The organism is Paenibacillus sp. GD4 (assembly GCF_030846225.1).
Classification (GTDB): domain Bacteria; phylum Bacillota; class Bacilli; order Paenibacillales; family NBRC-103111; genus Paenibacillus_G; species Paenibacillus_G silviterrae.
Genome location: NZ_JAVCYK010000001.1, coordinates 463,362 through 482,581, shown reverse-complemented (window position 1 = coordinate 482,581; position 19,220 = coordinate 463,362). Strand labels below are relative to the sequence as shown.

Sequence of the window (19,220 nt, the reverse complement as noted above, 5' to 3'; positions counted from 1 at the left end):
CACCCGTCCCTGAACAGTGTCCATCGTTTGATGGAAGGGGATAGGGTGTTTTTTTGTTTCATAACTTTTTCCATGGGTTAATAAAAGGTTTGGGATCATTATCGGAGGCAGGTGATTGTGATGAGAAAATGGGCTGCCCTTTTTCTGTTATTCGTGCTTTGGATTGTGGCAGGCTGTGAAGAAGGTGAGCGGGACTATTCGATTGATGAAGTAAATGTGAAAGCCCAGGTGCTGCCCGACGGCGACTTGTACGTAGAGGAGCTGTTTACCTACTCCTTCTCCGGAACATATGAGCATACGAAGCGCGCTGTGGAGCTGGGTGAGCATAATGGAGTGGAATTTTTCGAGGCATACGTACCTCCGTTGGGGGGGAAGCTGGGAACGTTCTCTCACGAGGGGTTAAAGCAGCTGCAGACGCGTTTCGATTCGGGCAACGATACGTTTTATGTGGATTTTCCCTCCAAGGATGAAAAGAAGCAGGTATACTACCGATACCGGGTGGATCAGGCTGCTTCCAAATATGTGAAGACGGGAGAGCTGCACTGGAAATTTTTCAATAACAATGAAACGGATTTGCACCAGGTCCGAATGGAGCTGACGCTGCCTAAGCCGGCAGGAGACGGAAATGTGCATGCGTTTTTGCACGACAGGACAGGTGGAACGGTTCAATGGAAGAACGGCGCTGTCCGGTACGAGAATGAAAAGTTATCCGAATTCGGGGATGCCGAGCTGCGTATTCTGTTTCCGGCGGATTCGCTGGCGGAGTCACCGACGAAAAGCAAAGCTATGGACGTTGAGCGGATTCTGGAATCGGAGAAAAATCAGGCGGCTCGGGTCGCGAATCGGGACCAGCTGCTTCCCGCAGGGAAGAGAATGCTGAAGATTGTACTTCTCATCGCAGCCCTGCTAATCCTGTGGTACGGTTTTCGTCTGCCGCAATGGACTGCACGTTGGAGCCGGCATAAGAAGTCATTCGAGGAGCTTGAAGAAGCGGAGCCCGTCTGGATTGTATACCTGTATCGCAAGGGGCGGCTCAAGCCGGGAGATTATGTGGCGGGATTATTTTCCATGGTGCAAAGGGGCATGCTCCGTGTATCGGAGACCGAGGCGGAAAATCGGCTTCGTGCGGAAGCCGGGGCTCCTCATCGGGTGCTGCGATTTCTTTATCCGGGAAATGCTGGGTCCTTGCAGGGCAAGGAATCCGACAGGTTGCTGCTTCGATGGTTGTTTCGCGCAAGAAGTGAGGAAGGACGCAGCTTCACGATGGATTCCGCGGCGGGGCCTACAAAGACGGAACGGAGCAAGCGGAAGCGGGTTCATCATTACCGCAATCGCATGAGCGGATTTCGCAGGAGGTTCGAGGAGTGGGTGGAGCTGGAGAAGGAGCAGCAGGGATTGGACGCTTTCTTTCAAGAGAACCGGCTTCGTAAACCGTTCCTTATCGGAACGATGATTTTCCATGCGGTGTTAATTCTTACTCTGTACATAATGGATGCAGCGCCCTGGTCCGATTGGTGGATCGCCCTCGGCTTGCTGTGCCTCGGACTACTGATCGCCGTTTGGAAGGCGGAGAAGAAGCGATATATCATTGGGTATTATGTCTTCGGCTTCATCATTGCGGCCCAGCTCGCTGAGGATACTTATACCTCCGGGTATTCGATGATCGCCATCTTATCGATTATTCTCATACCTATCCTTCCCCGTACCGCCATGTCGCGGGAAGCTGCGGCGTACCGGAGCTCCATTCTTGCTTGGCGAAGGCAGCTGAAGAAGGGGGCTCCCTACGCAGATGTCGACGTTGATCGCTGGGAAAGGCTGGCGCACTACGCAGTGCTGCTGGAGGCAGGAATGCCCTATGTGCGGAAGGTGCTGCAGCGAATGAAGGAAGCGGGAGTAAGCACGAATTCCATATGGCTGAAGCCGGGGGTAATGCAGGGAGTGGTATATGTGCAGAGCACGATGGCAGAGCTTGCTCCGGCCAAGGCTGCAGGCAGCTCCACGGGGGGAAGCGGATCCGGCGACTCCGGCTACAGCGGGGGTTCCAGCGATAGCGGCTCAGGGGACGGCGGAGGAACCGGGGCCGATTAGCCGGCTTATTGGCCCTCTTTGTCTATCCGCAAAGAGGGCTCTTTGCATCACCGGATTTGCATTCGGACGGAAAGCATGGCATTATTAAGGGTGACCTATAGCCGATGCGGCTTTCATTCTTTACTGAAGGGACCGATTTCCTTGGAAAAATTAATGACCGATAAACAGTTCGAAGATGCGATCCGCAACCAAACGCCTATTATCGTATATGCCCGGAACAATGAGAAAATTTACGGCCCAGGCGTCATGATCAGCTATTCGGATACGGAAGCTACCGTTAGGAAGGACAAGCATAACGAAAGAAGATTCCTTCGTTCGGTCAATTACTTTACGATTGGTTCGTAAGGAAAAGGAAGGGGCTGACCCGCTTATGGGTTAAGCCCCTTTTGCTGTTTATTGAGCTGTATTTCCCCGTGTTTCCCCGTAAATAAACCTTTCAATGCTGCCCGTCACTTCGTGCGACAGCCGCACCGCATTATCGTAATAGAGGATCGCATCGCCCGGGAGCGGCCAAGCAATGGTTCGCACGGCGAGCGATTGGCTGAATTCCTCCCAATGCTCCAGCTTCCATGCGTCGATAGACAGACCGCGCTCTTGAATTCGAAGCCTGTATAGATCGATGTCCTTCAAGTACACGTACACGACCTTTACCTCCACTTCTTCGGAAGCCGTGTCTGCGATTCGGGCGAGCTCTTGCCGCAGCCAGCCAGGGTCCGCGGTTTCCTTCGTGAAGGGGCCTACGACAAAGGCATCGTTGCCGAGCTGCAGGTTCTCGAGAGCTGCGTCCATGGTGATCCGGTAGCCCACGTCACGGCATCGGATTTTATATTGCTGCGAATCCCTGTCATCCGGATCAAGTCCCGCTTGGGTCATCAGTGCTACGGCGGCAGGTCTAAGCAGCGTATCCATATCGAAGAAGCCGGCGTGCCGCTTCGCCGCTACCGCTTTGGCCAGCGTGGTTTTGCCCGCCCCGGCCGGGCCGAGAAAGAAAACGAGTTTGCTCATGAGAAAAACCTCCAACACTTCAGTAGATTCATTATACCGAATACCGATGCTGGAGGCGATATGGAATCGGTTCGTCAGCTAAGCGCTTTCTTGAATTCCTCCGTCAGGAGCGGAACGATCTCGAACAAGTCCCCGACAATCCCGTAATCGGCGAGCTTGAAGATCGGCGCCTCGGGGTCCTTATTGATGGCGATGATGATGCGGGACTGGCTCATCCCGGCCAGATGCTGGATCGCGCCGCTGATGCCGCAGGCGATATACACCTCCGGCGTCACGACCTTGCCGGTCTGCCCGATCTGCAGCGCGTAGTCGCAGTACCCGGCGTCGCAGGCGCCGCGGGAAGCGCCGACCGCCGCTCCCAGCACCTCGGCGAGCCGGTCCAGCACCTGGAAGCCGTCTGCGCTCTTGACGCCGCGGCCGCCGGAGACGACGATTCTCGCCTCGGTGAGATCGACCTTGCCGGTGGCTTTGCGCACCACATCCTTGACCACGGTTCGGAGGTCGGGGGAGGGAGCTACGGCGATGTTCACTACATCGGCCGATGCACTTGCTTCTGCGGCCGCTTCCGCCGCGGGAAGATTGTTCGGCCGGAAGGTAACGACCATCGGCCGCGCATCCGGCAGGAACGCCTTCTGCTCGAAGGCTTTGCCGGCGTACAGCGGACGCGTAAACAGCAGCTCTCCGCTGCCTGCGGACTTCTCCAGCGCAATGACGTCGGAAATTTGGCCTGCTCCGAGCTGTGCGGCTACCTTAGGCGCAAGGTCCCGACCGGTTGCCGTGTGCGGGAAGAAGACGGCGCGAGGCGGCTCCGACGCACCGGCCAGCAGGCTCGCGATGACCGGGTAATACGTTTCCGGATTGTAGTGCGCGAGCGATTCCGCATCCGCTGCATAAATTCGGTCCAAACCATAGCTCTGAAGCTCTTCCACCAGCTTGGCAAGCTGATGACCGATCAGGATAGCCTCTACGCGGTCTCCGTCCTCTTTGGCCGCTCGCGCCGCCTGGATAATTTCCAGCGTGACTTGGCGGAGCTTGCCGCCTCGGGCTTCTGCAACGATCCAATACGATGGGCTCATGCGATGGAATCCTCCTTTACAGTACTTTCGCTTCCGTGCGGAGTAACTGAACGAGCGTTGCGGCCTGGTGCTTGGGCTCGCCCTGAAGCAGCTGACCGGCTTTGCGGGCGGGTGGAAGGGAGAGAGTCCGTTGTCGGGTTCGAGGGGCAACATCATCTTCGGATAGACTGAGGTCGTCAAGGGAGAGACGAAGGAACGGTTTTTTCTTCGCTTTCATAATGCCGGGCAGCGATGGATAGCGGGGATCGTTCAAGCCTTGTTGTGCGGTGAATAGGGCGGGGAGAGTCACCTCAAGCGTTTCGGTGTCGCCTTCGGCATCCCGCTCGACCGTCGCCGTATTCCCGTCGATATCGAGCTTTGTGACGGAGGCGGCATGGGGAATGCCGAGCAGGTGGGCCGTACGGATGGCGACCTGACCGGCGCCGTGATCGACGGAAAAGCTGCCGCCGAGCAGCAGATCCAGCCCCTCCTCCTGCGAAAGGTAAGCGGCCAGCACCTTGGCCACCGCGTGCTCATCGGCGCTGAGCCGTTCGTCCGTGATGAGCACGGCCTCATCGGCTCCCATGGCCAGCGCCGTGCGAAGCGCCTCCGCCGTGCGTTCCGGTCCGACGGACACGACAGTCACTTTGCCGCCGTGCTGCTCCTTGACACGGATAGCTTCCTCTACCGCGTATTCGTCATACGGGTTGATGACGAATTTCACACCGTCTTCGGAGACGGCACCATCAAGAAGAATTACTTTTTCCTCGGTATCAAACGTTTGCTTCATGAGCACATAAATGTTCATTTGGCATCGCTCCTCTCCCTACATACATATCGGGAACCTACGCTTTCAGACCTCTCAGAAAAAATTCCACCGTACCTTCGACCTGATCCGACAACGAATATTTCCTCCCGGAGATCAGCCAGGAGGTGACAGCCTCGTCCATGGCGCCGAATAGCAGCAGCCGTGTCAGCTTCACGTCGAGATCCGGTCGGAACGAGCCTTCCTCTACGCCTCTTCGCAGCACCTGCTCGATGAGATGAATGTACGTTTTTACCACATCGCCGATAGCGTGACGCAGCTCCAGGTTGCTTTGCCTCAGTTCAATCTGGGTAACATAGGCTAAGGGGACGTTATTCTCGAGCTCCGAATAGTGAATTCGGCACATACGCCGAATCGCTTCCTCGGCGGTAGGGGACTCGCTGATGCTGCTGTGGAAGCGGCCGATCAGCTCGCCAAGCTTTTCCCGGAAGACGGAGATCAGAATATCTTCTTTGTTCTTAAAATACAGGTAGATCGTCCCGTCTGCGACACCGGCTTCTTTGGCAATGCGGGAGACCTGGGCGTTATGATAGCCGTGCTCTGCGATCACCTTCAAGGCGGCTTCGACGATCAGCTGATATTTTTCCTTTTTCTTACTTGTCATTCGGCACCTCGGATGGTATGATTCGGAATAACTGAATGAATGATCATTCATTTTTTATTTATCGTAAGAAAAAAGTTGCATATTGTCAACGACTTTAGCACATACACTGTTACAAAGGGGAAACATTTAACCGCTTCCAAGTGAATACGCTTCAACGCCGCAACCTACCGACATCAACCGAAAGGACGGATGAGAGCATGTGGCAGACGGTGAACCTGATCTTGTTTTTGGGCGTGACCGGATATGGCGTGTATTTATTTTACAAAGCCGTTTCCCATCGGTACCAATACATGAAGCTGGGCCAGCCTGTCGATTTTAGACGGCAAATTCGGAAGAGGCTCGGTACTTACCTGACCGAAGTATTCGGGCAGACGAGGCTGATGAAGGATTGGCGAAGCGGGATCATGCATATCATCATTTTTTACGGCTTCATCCTGCTGCAGCTCGGAGCGCTGGATTTGATCTACAAGGGCTTGAGTATGGGAAGATCGCTGCCAATTCCATGGTACGACGGGTTCAGCCTGCTTCAGGAGCTCACTGTACTGCTGGTGCTGGCTGCCATGGGGTACGCCGTTTTCCGCAGGTACGTGGAGAAGCTTCCCCGATTAAAGCGCGGCTGGAAGCCGAGCCTGGTGGTTTGGTTTATTTTTTCCCTAATGCTGTCCGTTCTCTTCTCGCTCGCCTTTGAACGCATATGGCTTGCATACCCTCCCAGTGAATACGCACCGATTTCCTCCCTCATCGCATCCGCACTTCCCGAACTATCCGCTCAAGCGGCGCAAGCTGCCTTTTATATCTTCTGGTGGCTTCACCTGCTCATTCTTCTGTCCTTCCTAGTGTACGTTCCCCAATCGAAGCATTTTCACATCATCACGGCACCTGTCAATCTTTGGTTACGAAGAGATGAACCGGCCGGCCGTCTTCAGAAGCTTGATCTTGAGAATGAGGAAGCCGAATCGTTCGGTGTAGGCAGGATCGAGGATTTTACGCAAAAGCAAATGCTGGATTTCTACGCCTGCGTCGAATGCGGCCGTTGTACGAATGTGTGCCCCGCCTCGAATACAGGCAAAGCGCTGTCACCCATGCATCTGATCGTCAAGCTGAGAGATCACTTGGTGGAAAAGGGGGCCGCCGTCACATCGAATTCCCCTTGGGTGCCGGAAGCTGTATTTGGAGGTGCCGGTGCGCATGCCATGATCCCCAAGGCGCTGGACTGGGACTCCGTATCAGGGAAAACCGATATACGGCCGACGCTGCAGTGGCAGCAGCACTCCTGGACGATGAAGCAGGAAAAGCCGGCTACGGAAACGGAGCTGATCGGAGACGTGATGACGGAGGAGGAAATTTGGTCCTGCACGACGTGCCGCAATTGTGAGGACCAATGTCCTGTAGGCAACGAGCATGTGGATAAAATCATCGACCTGCGCAGGCATCTCGTGCTGATGCAGGGAAGCATGCCCCATGAAGGACAGCGGGCGATGCAAAACATCGAGCGTCAAGGCAACCCTTGGGGGATAAGCCGCAATGACCGAAGCAAGTGGACGGCGGATATGGAGGGGATCCCGGTGCCTACGGTAAAGGAGCGGCCTGACTTTGAGTATTTGTTTTTTGTAGGCTCGATGGGCTCCTATGATCTGCGAAGCCGCAAGGTATCCCGGGCGCTCGTCAGGCTGCTGCATGAGGCCGGCGTTTCCTTCGCCATTTTGGGCAATGAGGAGCGTAATTCCGGCGATACCCCACGGCGTATGGGCAATGAAATGCTGTTCCAGCAGCTTTGCGCGGAGAATATCGCAACTTTCGAAAAGTATGGCGTTCGTAAAATTGTCACGGCCTGCCCGCATACCTACAATACACTGAAGAATGAATATCCTGACTTTGGGATGGAAGGGGTCGACGTTTTGCATCATTCCGAGCTGCTCTCAGAGCTGGTACGAACCGGACGGCTGAAACCCCGGCATGAGGTTAGGGAGCGCATCACTTATCACGACTCATGCTACCTGGGCCGCTATAACGGAGTGTACGAACAACCGCGCGAGATGCTCAGAGCGATCCCCGGCGTGGAGCTGGTAGAGCTGGAGCGCTCCCGCGAGAACGGGATGTGCTGCGGAGCCGGAGGCGGAATGATGTGGATGGAGGAAACGTCAGGCAAGCGGGTCAACCTCGCCAGGACCGAACAGGCGCTGGAAGTGAAGCCGACCGTCATCAGCAGCGCATGTCCTTACTGTCTGACCATGCTGGAGGACGGTACCAAGCTGAAGGAAGTGGAGAATGAGGTAAAGGCACGAGACATTGCAGAGCTGCTCGAGCAATCCATATTCGGTAACGGTTAACTAGCGCAGCACTCATTCCTATAGCATATGGAGGGATTTGCGTCATGAGAGAAATCCGTAAAGCAGCCGTCATCGGCTCCGGAGTGATGGGGTCCGGCATTGCCGCCCACTTGGCTAACGTTGGCATTCCTTGCCTTTTGCTGGATATCGTTCCGGGGTCGCTCACTTCGGAGGAGAAGGCAAAAGGACTCACGTTGGAGCATCCTGCCGTCCGCAATCGCCTTGCGGCTCAGGCGATCGGCCGCCTGAAGAAGACTAAGCCCGCCCCGCTTTATGATGATGCCTTTGCCGAGAGGATCACCCCGGGAAATTTGGAGGATCATCTGCCGCAAATTGCCGAGGTGGATTGGGTGATCGAGGTGATCGTGGAGCAGCTGGAAGTAAAGCGGGAGCTGTTGAGCCGAATCGAAGCGCATTGGAAGCCGGGCACGGTTGTGAGCTCGAACACGTCGGGTATTTCCATCAACGCGATGTCTTCCCACCTAAGCGATGCTATGCAGTCCCATTTCTTGGGTACTCACTTCTTTAATCCGCCCCGTTACATGAAGCTGCTCGAGGTCATCCCTGGACAGCGGACGGATCCCGCCATAGTGGAAGGAATGCGCAGATTTTGCGAAAAGCGACTTGGCAAAGGCGTCGTAACCGCCAAGGATACACCGAACTTCATCGCTAACCGGGTCGGTACCTACGGTCTGCTCGTTACCCTGCAGGAGATGGTGGAGCACGGCTATACCGTGGAAGAGGTGGACGCAGTGACGGGACCGGCGCTGGGCCGGCCGAAGAGTGCCACCTTCCGGACGCTGGACTTGGTAGGGCTCGATACCTTCGTTCATGTAGCCAATAACGTGTACGTTAATGTACAGGATGAAGCGGAGAAGGCGGTATTTGCCGTTCCCGACATGCTTAGGACGATGGTGGAACGCGGCTGGTTAGGCGAGAAGTCCGGCCAAGGCTTTTACTTGAAGCAAAAGGGAGAAGGCGGCGCCAGCGTGATCCTGTCTTTGGATTTAAAGACCATGAACTATGTTCCGCAAAAAAAGCCGGCTTCCGCCTCACTGGAGGCTGCTAAGCTGGCGAAGGGAGCACAGGCTAAGACGAAGGCCTTGATTGGCGGACAGGATCGGTATTCGGAGCTGGCGTGGCGCATCCTGAGCAAGGTACTCGTTTATTCCGCCGCCAAATACGGTGAGATCGCCGATTCCATTCGTGACATCGACGATGCCATGAAATGGGGCTTTAACTGGGAGCTCGGCCCGTTCGAGACGTGGGACGCCCTTGGTCTTGTCCGTACGGCGGAGCGCATGGAAGCGGATGGGCTGCTCGTACCGGCATGGGTAAAGGAATGGATTGCGGAGGGAAACACCTCTTTCTATCGGGAGCGGGACGGCGCGCCGTTTTATATGTCGGGAGGCCGGTATGAGCCGCAGGATACGCCGCCGGAGGAGATTTCACTGAAACGGCTGAAGCAGCAGAACAAGGTCATTCTGTCGAACAGCGGCGCGAGCTTAATCGATATCGGGGATGGTGCAGCCTGTCTGGAATTTCATTCACCGAACAATGCGATCGGCGCGGATATCCTGATGATGATACAGAAAAGCATGGAGGAGGTGCGCCGCAATTACGAGGGTTTGGTGATCGCCAATCAGGGACGAAACTTCTGTGTCGGCGCTAATCTGATGATCCTGCTGATGGAGGCGCAGGATGAGGAATGGGATGAAATCGACGGCATTATCCGGCTGTTTCAGAACACCATGTACCGGCTCAAGAAATTCGATAAGCCTGTCGTGGCAGCGCCGCATCGCATGACATTGGGAGGCGGTGTGGAGGTATGCATGCCTGCAGATCAGGTCGTAGCCTCTGCGGAAACCTATTACGGACTGGTCGAGGTCGGCGTCGGCTTGATTCCTGCGGGAGGGGGCAGCAAGGAGATGGCGCTGCGGGTAAGCCGCATGGCCTCCCACCCGGAGGCGGAGCTGCAGCCGTACCTGAACCAGGCGTTCGAGACGATCGGCATGGCGAAGGTATCGACTAGCGGACACGATGCGCAGCGTCTCGGGTTGTTAAAGCCGACGGACCGTATCGTGGTCAACCAGGAGCATTTGATCCATGAGGCGAAGAAGTCCGTCCTGGCGCTCGCGAAGGGCGGCTACGAGCCGATTCGTGAGGAGCAGATTCGCGTGGCCGGGGCTGAGGGCAAGGCGATACTGAAGCTTGGCGCCTTCGCGATGAGAGAGAGCGGTTATATTAGCGAGCACGATGTGAAGATCGCGTCGAAGCTGGCGCATGTGCTTGCCGGTGGAGACGTACCCGCTGGGTCGCTTGTGACGGAGCAGTACCTGCTCGATCTGGAGCGGGAGGCGTTCCTGAGCCTGTGCGGTGAACCGAAGACGCAGCAGCGGATGCAGCATATGTTGTCCAAGGGCAAAGCGCTTCGCAACTAAAGAACACGGAAGAGGTGAAGAACCCAATGAGAGAAGCTGTCATCGTATCGATAGCCCGTACGGCGGTCGGCAAGGCCAAGAAGGGCAGCCTGGCCCAAACGAGAGCGGAGGATATGGGCAAGGCGGTCCTCGAGGCGGTGGTGGAGCGGACGCCGGGTCTGCGCAAGGAGGATGTGGAGGACATCATCATCGGCTGTGCCATGCCGGAAGGCGAGCAGGGCTTGAATTTTGCCCGCATCATGTCGCTGTATGCGGGCTTCCCGGTGACGGTGCCGGCGCTCACCGTCAACCGGTTTTGCTCATCCGGCCTCCAGTCGATCGCCTTCGCGGCGGAACGGATCATGCTGGGAGCAGCGGATGTGGTCATCGCCGGCGGGGTGGAGAGCATGAGCCATGTACCGATGACCGGCTTCAAGCTGTCGCCGAATCCGAGGATTGTGGAACGGATGCCGGAGGTATATATCGGCATGGGGCATACTGCGGAGCATGTGGCGGAGCGCTTCGGGGTGAGCCGGGAGGAGCAAGACCGTTTCGCCGCCCGCTCTCACGAAAAAGCGGCAGCAGCGCTGCGCGAGGGTAAATTTAAGGACGAAATCGTGCCCCTCCAGGTCGAGTGGAAGCAGGTGGAAGAAGGCAGTAAGGTCCTGGCCAAGTCGTTCCTCTTCGATACGGACGAAGGCGTCCGGGCTGATACGACGACGGAGGTGCTTGCGAAGCTGAAGCCCGCCTTCAAGCTGGGAGGCACCGTTACCGCCGGCAATGCATCGCAGATGAGCGACGGTGCGGCAGCCGCCGTTCTCATGAGCAAAGAACGCGCAGAGGCGCTCGGCCTGCGGCCGATAGCGACGTTCCGAGCGTTTGCCTTAGCCGGGGTGGAGCCGGAGATTATGGGCGTTGGTCCGATAGAAGCCATACCTAAGGCGCTGAGAATGGCCGGTCTTACGATAAACGACGTGGATTTGTTTGAGATTAACGAGGCATTCGCTTCCCAGTGCCTGCAGGTCATCCGCGAGCTGAAGCTGGATGAGGAGAAGGTGAATGTGAACGGGGGGGCCATTGCGCTCGGTCACCCGCTGGGCTGCACAGGAACGAAACTCACAGCTACGCTGCTGCATGAACTGCGGAGGAGGGGAGGCGGCATTGGAGTCGTCTCGATGTGCATCGGAGGCGGAATGGGGGCAGCAGGGGTATTTGAGGTGCATCCGTAAACTTGGAGCAAGGGAGAGATGAGTGAATGGAGAAAACCATCGGCGGAAGCTTTATTATCGACGATATCGATCATAACCGAATTGTGACCCCGGAGGATTTTACCGAAGAGCATCGAATGATCGCTCAAACGACGGAGGACTTTGTGGCCGGCGATGTAGCTCCGCATGACGAGGAGCTCGAGAAGCTGAACTACGAGCTTACCGTTACACTGTTGCGCAAAGCAGGGGAGCTTGGACTGCTGGGAGCGGATGTCCCGGAAGCGTACGGAGGAATCGGCCTAGACAAAATCAGCTCCACCCTCATAGGAGAAAAGCTGACCAAAGCTTCCTCTTTCGCTCTGTCCATCGGAGCACATGTAGGTATCGGGACCCTTCCGATCGTATACTTCGGCTCGGAGGCACAGAAGAACAAATACCTGCCTCAGCTTGCTGCAGGGGAGAAGATTGCCGCATACTGCCTGACGGAGCCTTCTTCCGGATCGGATGCACTTGGAGCCAAAACAACTGCCACCTTATCCGAGGATGGTGAATACTATATATTGAACGGCACCAAGCAGTACATCACGAATGCGGGCTTTGCCGACGTGTTCATCGTATATGCCAAGGTGAATGGGACGGATTTCAGCACCTTTATCGTGGAGCGGACCATGGAGGGTGTGAGTGTCGGACCGGAGGAGAAGAAGATGGGCATCAAGGGCTCTTCCACCCGCCCGCTCATTCTTGAGGATGTGAAGGTGCCTGTAAGCAATCTGCTGTGGGAGGTTGGCAAGGGACACCTGATCGCCTTTAACATCCTGAACATCGGGCGCTTCAAGCTCGCCGCAGGTTGTCTTGGGGCGGCCAAGGATGCGATCGGCTATTCCGCGGTGTATGCGAATCAAAGGACCCAATTCGGACGAAAAATCTCCTCCTTTCCGCTGATCGGCAAAAAGCTGGCTGAAATGAACCTTCGCACCTACGTGCTGGAGAGCATGGTGTACCGTACAGCCGGATTGTTCGAGGAAGGATTGGCAGAGGTCGATTATGCCAGTCCGGATGTTGGAACCCAATCCGCCAAGGCGATTGCCGAATATGCGTTGGAATGCTCCATCAACAAAGTGTTTGGGTCGGAAACGCTCGATTTCGTAGCGGACGAAGGCGTGCAGATTCACGGAGGCTATGGTTTTATTCAGGAGTACCGTATCGAACGAATCTATCGCGATTCCAGAATCAACCGCATTTTCGAAGGGACGAATGAAATCAACCGGCTGCTGATCCCGGGGACGCTCATCAAGCGGGCCATGAAAGGAGAGCTGCCGCTGATGCAGAAGGCTATGGCGCTTCAGTCCGATCTCCTGTCACTTGTTCCGGCCCAAGGATTCGAGGGTACTCTGGAGCAAGAAGCCCATTTGATCGGGATGGCCAAAAAAATATTCCTGATGATCGGCGCACAAGCCGTCCAGAAATATCAGCTGAAGCTGGAGCAGGAACAGGAGCTGCTCAGTCATTTGGCTGACATGATGATCGGTGTCTATGCGATGGAAAGCGCGCTGCTTCGCACGAAGAAGCTGATCGATAAGCGCGGAGAGGAGAAATCCCGTAACGCAATCGAGATGACGATCGTTTTCGTACAGGAGACGTTTGACTGTATCGAAGGGCTGGCGAAGGAATCTTTGGCGGCCATGGAGGAAGGAGATATGCTGCGAACGCAGCTCTCCATTCTGAAGAAGCTCGCACGCAAATCCCCGGTTAATACCCTTTCCTTGAAACGAAGAATTGCCGCACGTGTCATTGAAACAGAGCAATATACCGTGTGATTATCAGCATGAACATCATAAGGGGTGGTAGATATGTCAACAAAGCCATGGCTACGACATTACCCAGTCGAAGTGCCTGCGACCTACCCATACCCGAAGCATAATTTGGCATCCTTTCTTATTCAGACCTCTTCCTTATACCCGGGTCATACCGCACTCCATTTCCTAGGCAAAAACATTACGTATCGTCAGCTGCTGAACGCAGCCTATCGCTTTGCCAATGCATTGACCCGATTGGGCCTTCGCAAAGGGGATAGGGTAGCGATCATGCTGCCCAATTGTCCCCAGGCCGTTATCGCTTATTTCGGCACCTTGCTCATGGGCGGCATCGTTGTAATGACCAATCCCTTATATATGCCGCGCGAGCTGGAATATCAGCTTAATGACTCCGGAGCAAAGCTGCTCGTTACTCTGGACATTTTGTTTAGCCGGGTCATGAAAGCGGTCCCTGCAACCGGAGTCCAATATACGGTCGTTACCTCCATCAAAGATTACCTCCCGTTTCCGAAAAACATCCTCTATCCGATCAAAGCCAAGAAGGACGGCCTGAAACGAAAGGTTTTGTACAGTGAACAGGTGCTGTCCTTTATGAAGCTGCTGCACCAGGCTGACACAACACCGACTCTAGCTGTAGTCAACGCGGAGCAAGATCTGGCCCTCATTCAATATACAGGAGGAACCACAGGTGTAGCCAAGGGTGTCATGCTGACTCACTATAATTTGATAGCGAATACCATCCAGAGCCGCTTATGGGCCTATCGGTCTCAGGTTGCTTATGAACGATACTTGGCGGCGCTCCCATTTTTCCATGTGTTCGGCTTAACGGTGCTCTTGAATCAATCCGTGTACTTGGCCGGAACCCTGCTGCTCATTCCTCGCTTCGAGCCTACTCAAGTGCTTGAGGCGATCCATCAGGAGCAGCCCACCATCTTCCCCGGTGCTCCGACCATGTACATTTCCCTGCTCCAGCACCCGAAGATTAAGCAATTTGATTTATCGTCCATCGATTTTTGCATTAGCGGTGCGGCTTCACTACCCTATGAGGTGCAGGAATCCTTTGAGAAGGCAACTGGAGGGAAGCTTATTGAAGGGTATGGACTGACCGAAGCTTCTCCCGTAACTCATGCGAACAACATTTGGGAAAAACGAAAGGTCGGCTCCATCGGGATTCCCTTCCCGGATACGGAGTGCCGTGTCGTCGACATCGAGACGGGAAAGGAGCTGCCCATTGGCGAGATCGGAGAGCTGATCGTACGCGGACCGCAGATCATGAAGGGGTACTGGAATCGGCCGGAGGAAACCGCCAAGGTGCTGAAGGACGGCTGGCTTTATACCGGCGACATGGCGCGAATGGACGAAGAGGGCTTCTTCTACATCCTGGATCGGAGGAAGGACCTCATCATAGCAGGAGGCTATAACATCTATCCTCGAGAAGTGGAAGAGGTGCTATATGAGCACCCTGATGTCGTTGAAGCGGTGGTGGCGGGAGTAGCCGACCCGTATCGCGGGGAAACCGTCAAAGCCTACATTGTTTTGAAAAAAGGTTCGGAAGCCGACGGAGCCGAGCTGCAGGCCTGGTGCAAGGAAAGATTGGCCGCCTACAAGGTGCCGAAGCTGTTTGAATTCCGGGAAAGTCTTCCGAAAACGATCGTTGGCAAGATCCTGCGCAGAAAGCTGCTGGAGGAGGAAGCCGAGTAGCAGCAGGAGTAGCAAACGGAACGGAACGCTTAGGATAGGATAGGGTAGGGTAGGGCAAACGAATCCTGGAGGACCATGCTTATGGAAAGTGTAAATTCCGATTTTCTCCAGAAATTAAAAGAATCGGCCCAAGGAACGTTTTGGGAGCATATCGGGGCTGAAATTGTAACCGTATCCCCCAAGGAAATCATCATCCGGGTAGAGATTCGAAGGCATCACCTGAATCACTTGGGGATATTGCATGGAGGCGTGCATGCCGCACTGCTCGACTCTACTATGGGCCTTGCCGCAATGATTGCGAGGCCTGAAGATCGAGTAGTGACAACCAACCTCAACATCCACTACTTGGCCCCTGCGGACAAAGGAGCCTTGAAGGTGACGGCCGGGCTCATTCACAGCTCCCGCAAGCTCATCACGGCACAAGGCTTTGTGTATGACGAAGAAGGGAAACGTTGTGCGTTCGGTACGGGTACATTTCGGGTGATCCCACCTCAGAAGGGAGTGTAGAAGATGGACGTGAAGGAGCGATTACAGCAGCTTGCCGATCGAATGAATGAGAATCCCGATCCGATTCGTCCGCTGCAATCCGTTTACCAGCTGGAGCTGGATGCGGAAATATTACAGGTACGTTTTCGATCGGGCACAGTGGAAGTGGTGGAGGGCACGCCGTATTTGGCGGATTGCACCTTAACCCTGACGACGGCCAATCTTATGAAGCTGCTAAACAGCGAGCTTAACGCGATGAAAGCCTTCCTATCCGGTTCGCTCAAAATCGGCGGTAATTTAAGCCTCGCCATGAAGCTTCAGGAGGTGCTTAAGCAGTATAAAAAGTAAGCTGTGAGCTGATTTGCAGGCCTCATTGGAGGCCTTTTTGTATGTAAAGAAATGGATGGCACGAAAGCTATGTGGGTCTGAGCTTCCCTTCCGGTCATTATCCCCTTTTTTCAGGATAGAATATGACTGCGGACTGGGATGTCTTTTTGCTGCTGTTGGCCCTAAACCCCCGCTTCTCGGACTCTCGGAAGTCTGTCTCAATATCCCTTTGCTTCAGGGAAACGCTGAAACTAAGCCGACAGTGGTCTCATCCCCATTGTTCAGGAATGATCGCTGCTGTGCGAATGATGGAAACAACAAATGCTTCATTACCATAAAATGACTTTTAGGTGAATGAGGAAACCACCTCTAGACCAATCACACGATGGCATGGCAGAGAGGATAACCTCTAGCTGCGCTTTGTCAGGGAAGCATAGGTAATCCTAGGGGAATGAAAGCACAAGCGCAGCAAATTACTCATCAGGTTTTCCTCTTGAGTTGAAGTGTTCTCGAAGTTAAGGCGATAGCAGAACTCGTTTAAATAAGCTTGCAGATGCTTGCGCCCGAGACCATGAAAGGTTCGGTTGATCCACTTGCTTGCGTGACCGACGTGTTTGATCAGATGGACAAATCGGTGCTCGCTGTAGCGCTCGGTGACCGTACGAATTTCCTCTGTAGCGGGAGCGACTTCTTTTTTCAAAAAGGCCTGAGTGCCTGAACGGAGAATTCTGCGGTGGTGCATATGTTCTTTGGATACTACCCGCATTTTAATATAGCCAGGCTCATGGGGAGATTGCGATGAAGTGCCGCTTCCGATGAGAATAGGGTGCTCCTCGGGATGTCCTTCGTAGGAAGAATGGAACGAACGCCCATAGAAGGCAGCCCCTATACGCACAACACCGGATAATAGTTGCTGAGCATCCTTATGGCCTGCAGCAAAACGTATTTTGTGAAGCATTAACCAAGCTGTCTTGTAGGTAACATGAATAGTACGCTGAAGTCGAACGGCGGTAGTACCTTCATCGGTAGAAAATAAATATAAGGCAACAAACCATTTGGATAAGTCCGTTGAACTGCCTTCAAAAATCGTATTTACGGTAAGGGAGGCTTGATATTTGCAGTGTGCGCATTCAAAGAGCGGATGCTTTCTGGTGGAGATGGTATAAGCGAATCGATGATCGCAGCGGGGGCAGACGAAGCCCCCGGGCCATTTGAGCTGAAATAAAAGCTCCGAGCTGGAAGTCGTATTTTCAAAATGTTCAAGAAGCTGCTGAAGGTTTTCGGTTTGCTCTTGCTTCATATCGAATCCGCTCCCGTTGCTAATGGTTCAATTAACTTAATTATACAGAACATATGTTCCTGTTACAAGACAAATTTTCCAAATTCAAAAAGTATTTTTCATTCCTGAATAGAGGGGATAGACCCCTTCACGGAATACTGAGTTGTAATGAAATACCCACAAGATAACTGACAGGCCGTGCAGTAAACAGCAGGAAGAAGGGCAAATTTTCGGCATTTGCTCCCGGCTAATCTTCCTGATCAAAGGGGATAGTGGTTAAAAAGGAAGGCGGGACGTTAGAGCAACATACTCTACAAACTATAGCGTTAAGAAACAATTCTGATTACAATAGGTACAATATACATACCTTATTTTACGTACTTGCCGCAGCAAGGGGGACATCTATGGGCTTCCGAGTCATCAAAACGGCACTGGCTGTCGTTATATCCATTCTCATCTCACAAGCATTGGGTCTTCATTCGCCGCTCTCATCCGGTCTCCTGGCAATCCTGGGTGTGGATGTGACGAAACGAAGAGGCTTGCGCACCTCGCTTCAGCGCTTAGCGGCCTCGATTCTAGGCTTGCTGATAGCCGCATTATTATTTTACGTGTTTGGGTTTCAGGTGTGGGTCATCGGGCTCTTTCTTCTTATTTTATTTCCCATCCTGAGCCGGTTGGAATTAAGGGAGGGCGCGGTTACCGGCTCGGTAGTCATGTTTCATCTGTTCGCCGCGGAAAGTGTGGATCCTCACCTGATCCTGAACGAGGTTTGCCTGCTCCTGGTGGGTCTCGGTACGGCAACGCTGATTAATATTAGCTATATGCCTAAGGAGGAAAAGCGTCTCGCCGGGCTGAAGGAGCGGTTGGAATACTGCTTTTCACGAATTTTCACGGAGATTGCGGGACATCTAAGGAATACGGCGCACATCTGGGACGGAAACGAGCTGCTGCTCGCACATGACCTTTTGGAGGACGGTTGGAAAGCCGCCCAACGTTCAAACGAAAACACGCTGTGGTTCGGGGAAACCGATTCCTGGTCAACCTACATAAGTATGCGCAAACAGCAAATGGAATCGGTCGACCGGATGATTCCTTTGGTCGCTCAGGTCTATCAGACGCTTTCGCACGGAGAGCTGTTGGCGAATGTTTTTGAGGAGCTTTCGAAGGACGTATTCGTGGATTATTACACAGGCAGAGCCGAACAGCTGCTGCTCCAATTGGAGAGCAGGTTCAAGCAAACGGCGCTTCCGGCCACACGGGAGGAGTTCGAAGTACGTTCTGCGCTGCTGCAGCTGTTGATGGAGTTGAAGCATTATTTATCTATCGCCAAACGAGAAAAAAAGAAATTTTCAAAAGAAACGATATAAAATGTAAAAGTTTTTGTCACCCTAGACGAATGTCCTGCATACACATGTAATGAATGATTGTATGGAGGAGGTAGAAAGGATGTCATTAGATAAAGACCTGCAAGTCAGAGAGATCTATACGAAGGCTGTCTGCGGCAAAGGACGCAAATTTTCTCAGGTAACCAACTCGGTCACTCCGCCTCATGCTCCGACGAGTATTTTGGGTGCTTGGATTATCAACAACCAATATGATGCGGTGAAGTCGGGGGATCATGTAGAGGTGGTGGGTACTTACGACATCAACATTTGGTATTCCTATGACAGAAATACCAAAACGGATGTTGCGAAAGAAACGATTTCTTATGTAGAGGTCGTTCCGCTTACTTATCTTGATAAGAAGCATAAGCCGACAACCGCTGAGGTGTCTGCGGTATCCACTCAAGAGCCAAACTGCGTAGAAGCCAGCATTTCCTCTACGGGAGACAGCGTGCTCATTCGCGTAGAGCGTGAGTACAAGGTGGAAATGATCGCTGAGACGAAGGTATATGTCGTCGTATCCCCTTACGGCGGTGACGACCTGGAGGACAAAGGGATCGATTTCGACGATGCCGACGAGGGTGACTTCGAGGATCTCGATCCGGATTTGCTTGACGACGACGTGAATTAAGTTAGGCCACGGTATCTGTTGTTTGTTAGCAGTATATGCCGCAGCAGCAGATTTCGGCAGAGGG

General features: G+C 53.9%; 16 protein-coding genes. 11 read left to right on the top strand and 5 right to left on the bottom strand.

Going from position 1 to position 19,220, the window contains the following annotated elements:
- Positions 1–120: 120 nt before the first annotated feature.
- Positions 121–2,088: a DUF2207 domain-containing protein gene (locus RAC89_RS02165; protein ID WP_306616023.1), complete on the top strand. Its 1,968-nt coding sequence runs from the start codon at positions 121–123 to the stop codon at positions 2,086–2,088.
- 75 nt (positions 2,089–2,163) lie between these two features.
- Positions 2,164–2,433, top strand: coding sequence for a hypothetical protein (locus RAC89_RS02160; protein ID WP_306611473.1), 270 nt, complete (start codon positions 2,164–2,166; stop codon positions 2,431–2,433).
- Between the two features lie 48 nt (positions 2,434–2,481).
- On the opposite strand, the gene RAC89_RS02155 is transcribed toward RAC89_RS02160, so the two are convergent.
- From RAC89_RS02155 to RAC89_RS02140, 4 genes are all read right to left on the bottom strand, one after another.
- Complete coding sequence (locus RAC89_RS02155) at positions 2,482–3,093, bottom strand: P-loop nucleotide/nucleoside kinase family protein (protein ID WP_306611472.1); 612 nt, start codon at positions 3,091–3,093, stop codon at positions 2,482–2,484.
- 74 nt (positions 3,094–3,167) lie between these two features.
- Positions 3,168–4,169, bottom strand: coding sequence for an electron transfer flavoprotein subunit alpha/FixB family protein (locus tag RAC89_RS02150; protein ID WP_306611471.1), 1,002 nt, complete (start codon positions 4,167–4,169; stop codon positions 3,168–3,170).
- 16 nt (positions 4,170–4,185) lie between these two features.
- The gene (locus RAC89_RS02145) at positions 4,186–4,956 is read right to left on the bottom strand and encodes an electron transfer flavoprotein subunit beta/FixA family protein (protein WP_306611470.1); all 771 of its coding nucleotides are present in this window, start codon (positions 4,954–4,956) and stop codon (positions 4,186–4,188) included.
- Between the two features lie 37 nt (positions 4,957–4,993).
- Positions 4,994–5,578 carry a fatty acid metabolism transcriptional regulator FadR gene (locus RAC89_RS02140; RefSeq protein WP_306611469.1) on the bottom strand — a complete coding sequence of 195 codons (585 nt, stop codon included), beginning with the start codon at positions 5,576–5,578 and terminating at the stop codon, positions 4,994–4,996.
- A gap of 197 nt (positions 5,579–5,775) precedes the next feature.
- On the opposite strand from RAC89_RS02140, the gene RAC89_RS02135 reads away from it, so the two are divergent.
- From RAC89_RS02135 to RAC89_RS02105, 7 genes are all read left to right on the top strand, one after another.
- Positions 5,776–7,908 carry a (Fe-S)-binding protein gene (locus RAC89_RS02135; RefSeq protein WP_306616022.1) on the top strand — a complete coding sequence of 711 codons (2,133 nt, stop codon included), beginning with the start codon at positions 5,776–5,778 and terminating at the stop codon, positions 7,906–7,908.
- A gap of 44 nt (positions 7,909–7,952) precedes the next feature.
- Positions 7,953–10,349 carry a 3-hydroxyacyl-CoA dehydrogenase/enoyl-CoA hydratase family protein gene (locus tag RAC89_RS02130; RefSeq protein ID WP_306611468.1) on the top strand — a complete coding sequence of 799 codons (2,397 nt, stop codon included), beginning with the start codon at positions 7,953–7,955 and terminating at the stop codon, positions 10,347–10,349.
- Between the two features lie 26 nt (positions 10,350–10,375).
- The gene (locus tag RAC89_RS02125) at positions 10,376–11,557 is read left to right on the top strand and encodes an acetyl-CoA C-acyltransferase (RefSeq protein WP_306611466.1); all 1,182 of its coding nucleotides are present in this window, start codon (positions 10,376–10,378) and stop codon (positions 11,555–11,557) included.
- Between the two features lie 26 nt (positions 11,558–11,583).
- Positions 11,584–13,353, top strand: coding sequence for an acyl-CoA dehydrogenase family protein (locus tag RAC89_RS02120; protein WP_306611464.1), 1,770 nt, complete (start codon positions 11,584–11,586; stop codon positions 13,351–13,353).
- A 33-nt stretch (positions 13,354–13,386) separates the two neighbouring features.
- Positions 13,387–15,051: an AMP-binding protein gene (locus RAC89_RS02115; RefSeq protein ID WP_306611462.1), complete on the top strand. Its 1,665-nt coding sequence runs from the start codon at positions 13,387–13,389 to the stop codon at positions 15,049–15,051.
- An 81-nt stretch (positions 15,052–15,132) separates the two neighbouring features.
- Positions 15,133–15,558, top strand: coding sequence for a PaaI family thioesterase (locus tag RAC89_RS02110; RefSeq protein ID WP_306611460.1), 426 nt, complete (start codon positions 15,133–15,135; stop codon positions 15,556–15,558).
- 3 nt (positions 15,559–15,561) lie between these two features.
- Positions 15,562–15,885 (top strand): SCP2 sterol-binding domain-containing protein, encoded by a 324-nt coding sequence (locus tag RAC89_RS02105; RefSeq protein ID WP_306611459.1) that lies wholly within the window; start codon positions 15,562–15,564, stop codon positions 15,883–15,885.
- A gap of 388 nt (positions 15,886–16,273) precedes the next feature.
- On the opposite strand, the gene RAC89_RS02100 is transcribed toward RAC89_RS02105, so the two are convergent.
- Entirely contained in the window at positions 16,274–17,164 is an 891-nt protein-coding gene (locus RAC89_RS02100) for a transposase (RefSeq protein ID WP_306611458.1), read from the bottom strand.
- 383 nt (positions 17,165–17,547) lie between these two features.
- Here RAC89_RS02100 and RAC89_RS02095 point away from each other — a divergent pair, with 383 nt between their 5' ends.
- Together RAC89_RS02095 and cotE are read left to right on the top strand one after the other, a co-directional pair.
- Positions 17,548–18,510, top strand: a complete 963-nt coding sequence (locus tag RAC89_RS02095) for an aromatic acid exporter family protein (protein WP_306611456.1) — start codon at positions 17,548–17,550, stop codon at positions 18,508–18,510.
- Positions 18,511–18,589: 79 nt separating this feature from the next.
- Complete coding sequence (gene cotE / locus RAC89_RS02090) at positions 18,590–19,156, top strand: outer spore coat protein CotE (protein WP_284640015.1); 567 nt, start codon at positions 18,590–18,592, stop codon at positions 19,154–19,156.
- Positions 19,157–19,220 lie beyond the last annotated feature (64 nt).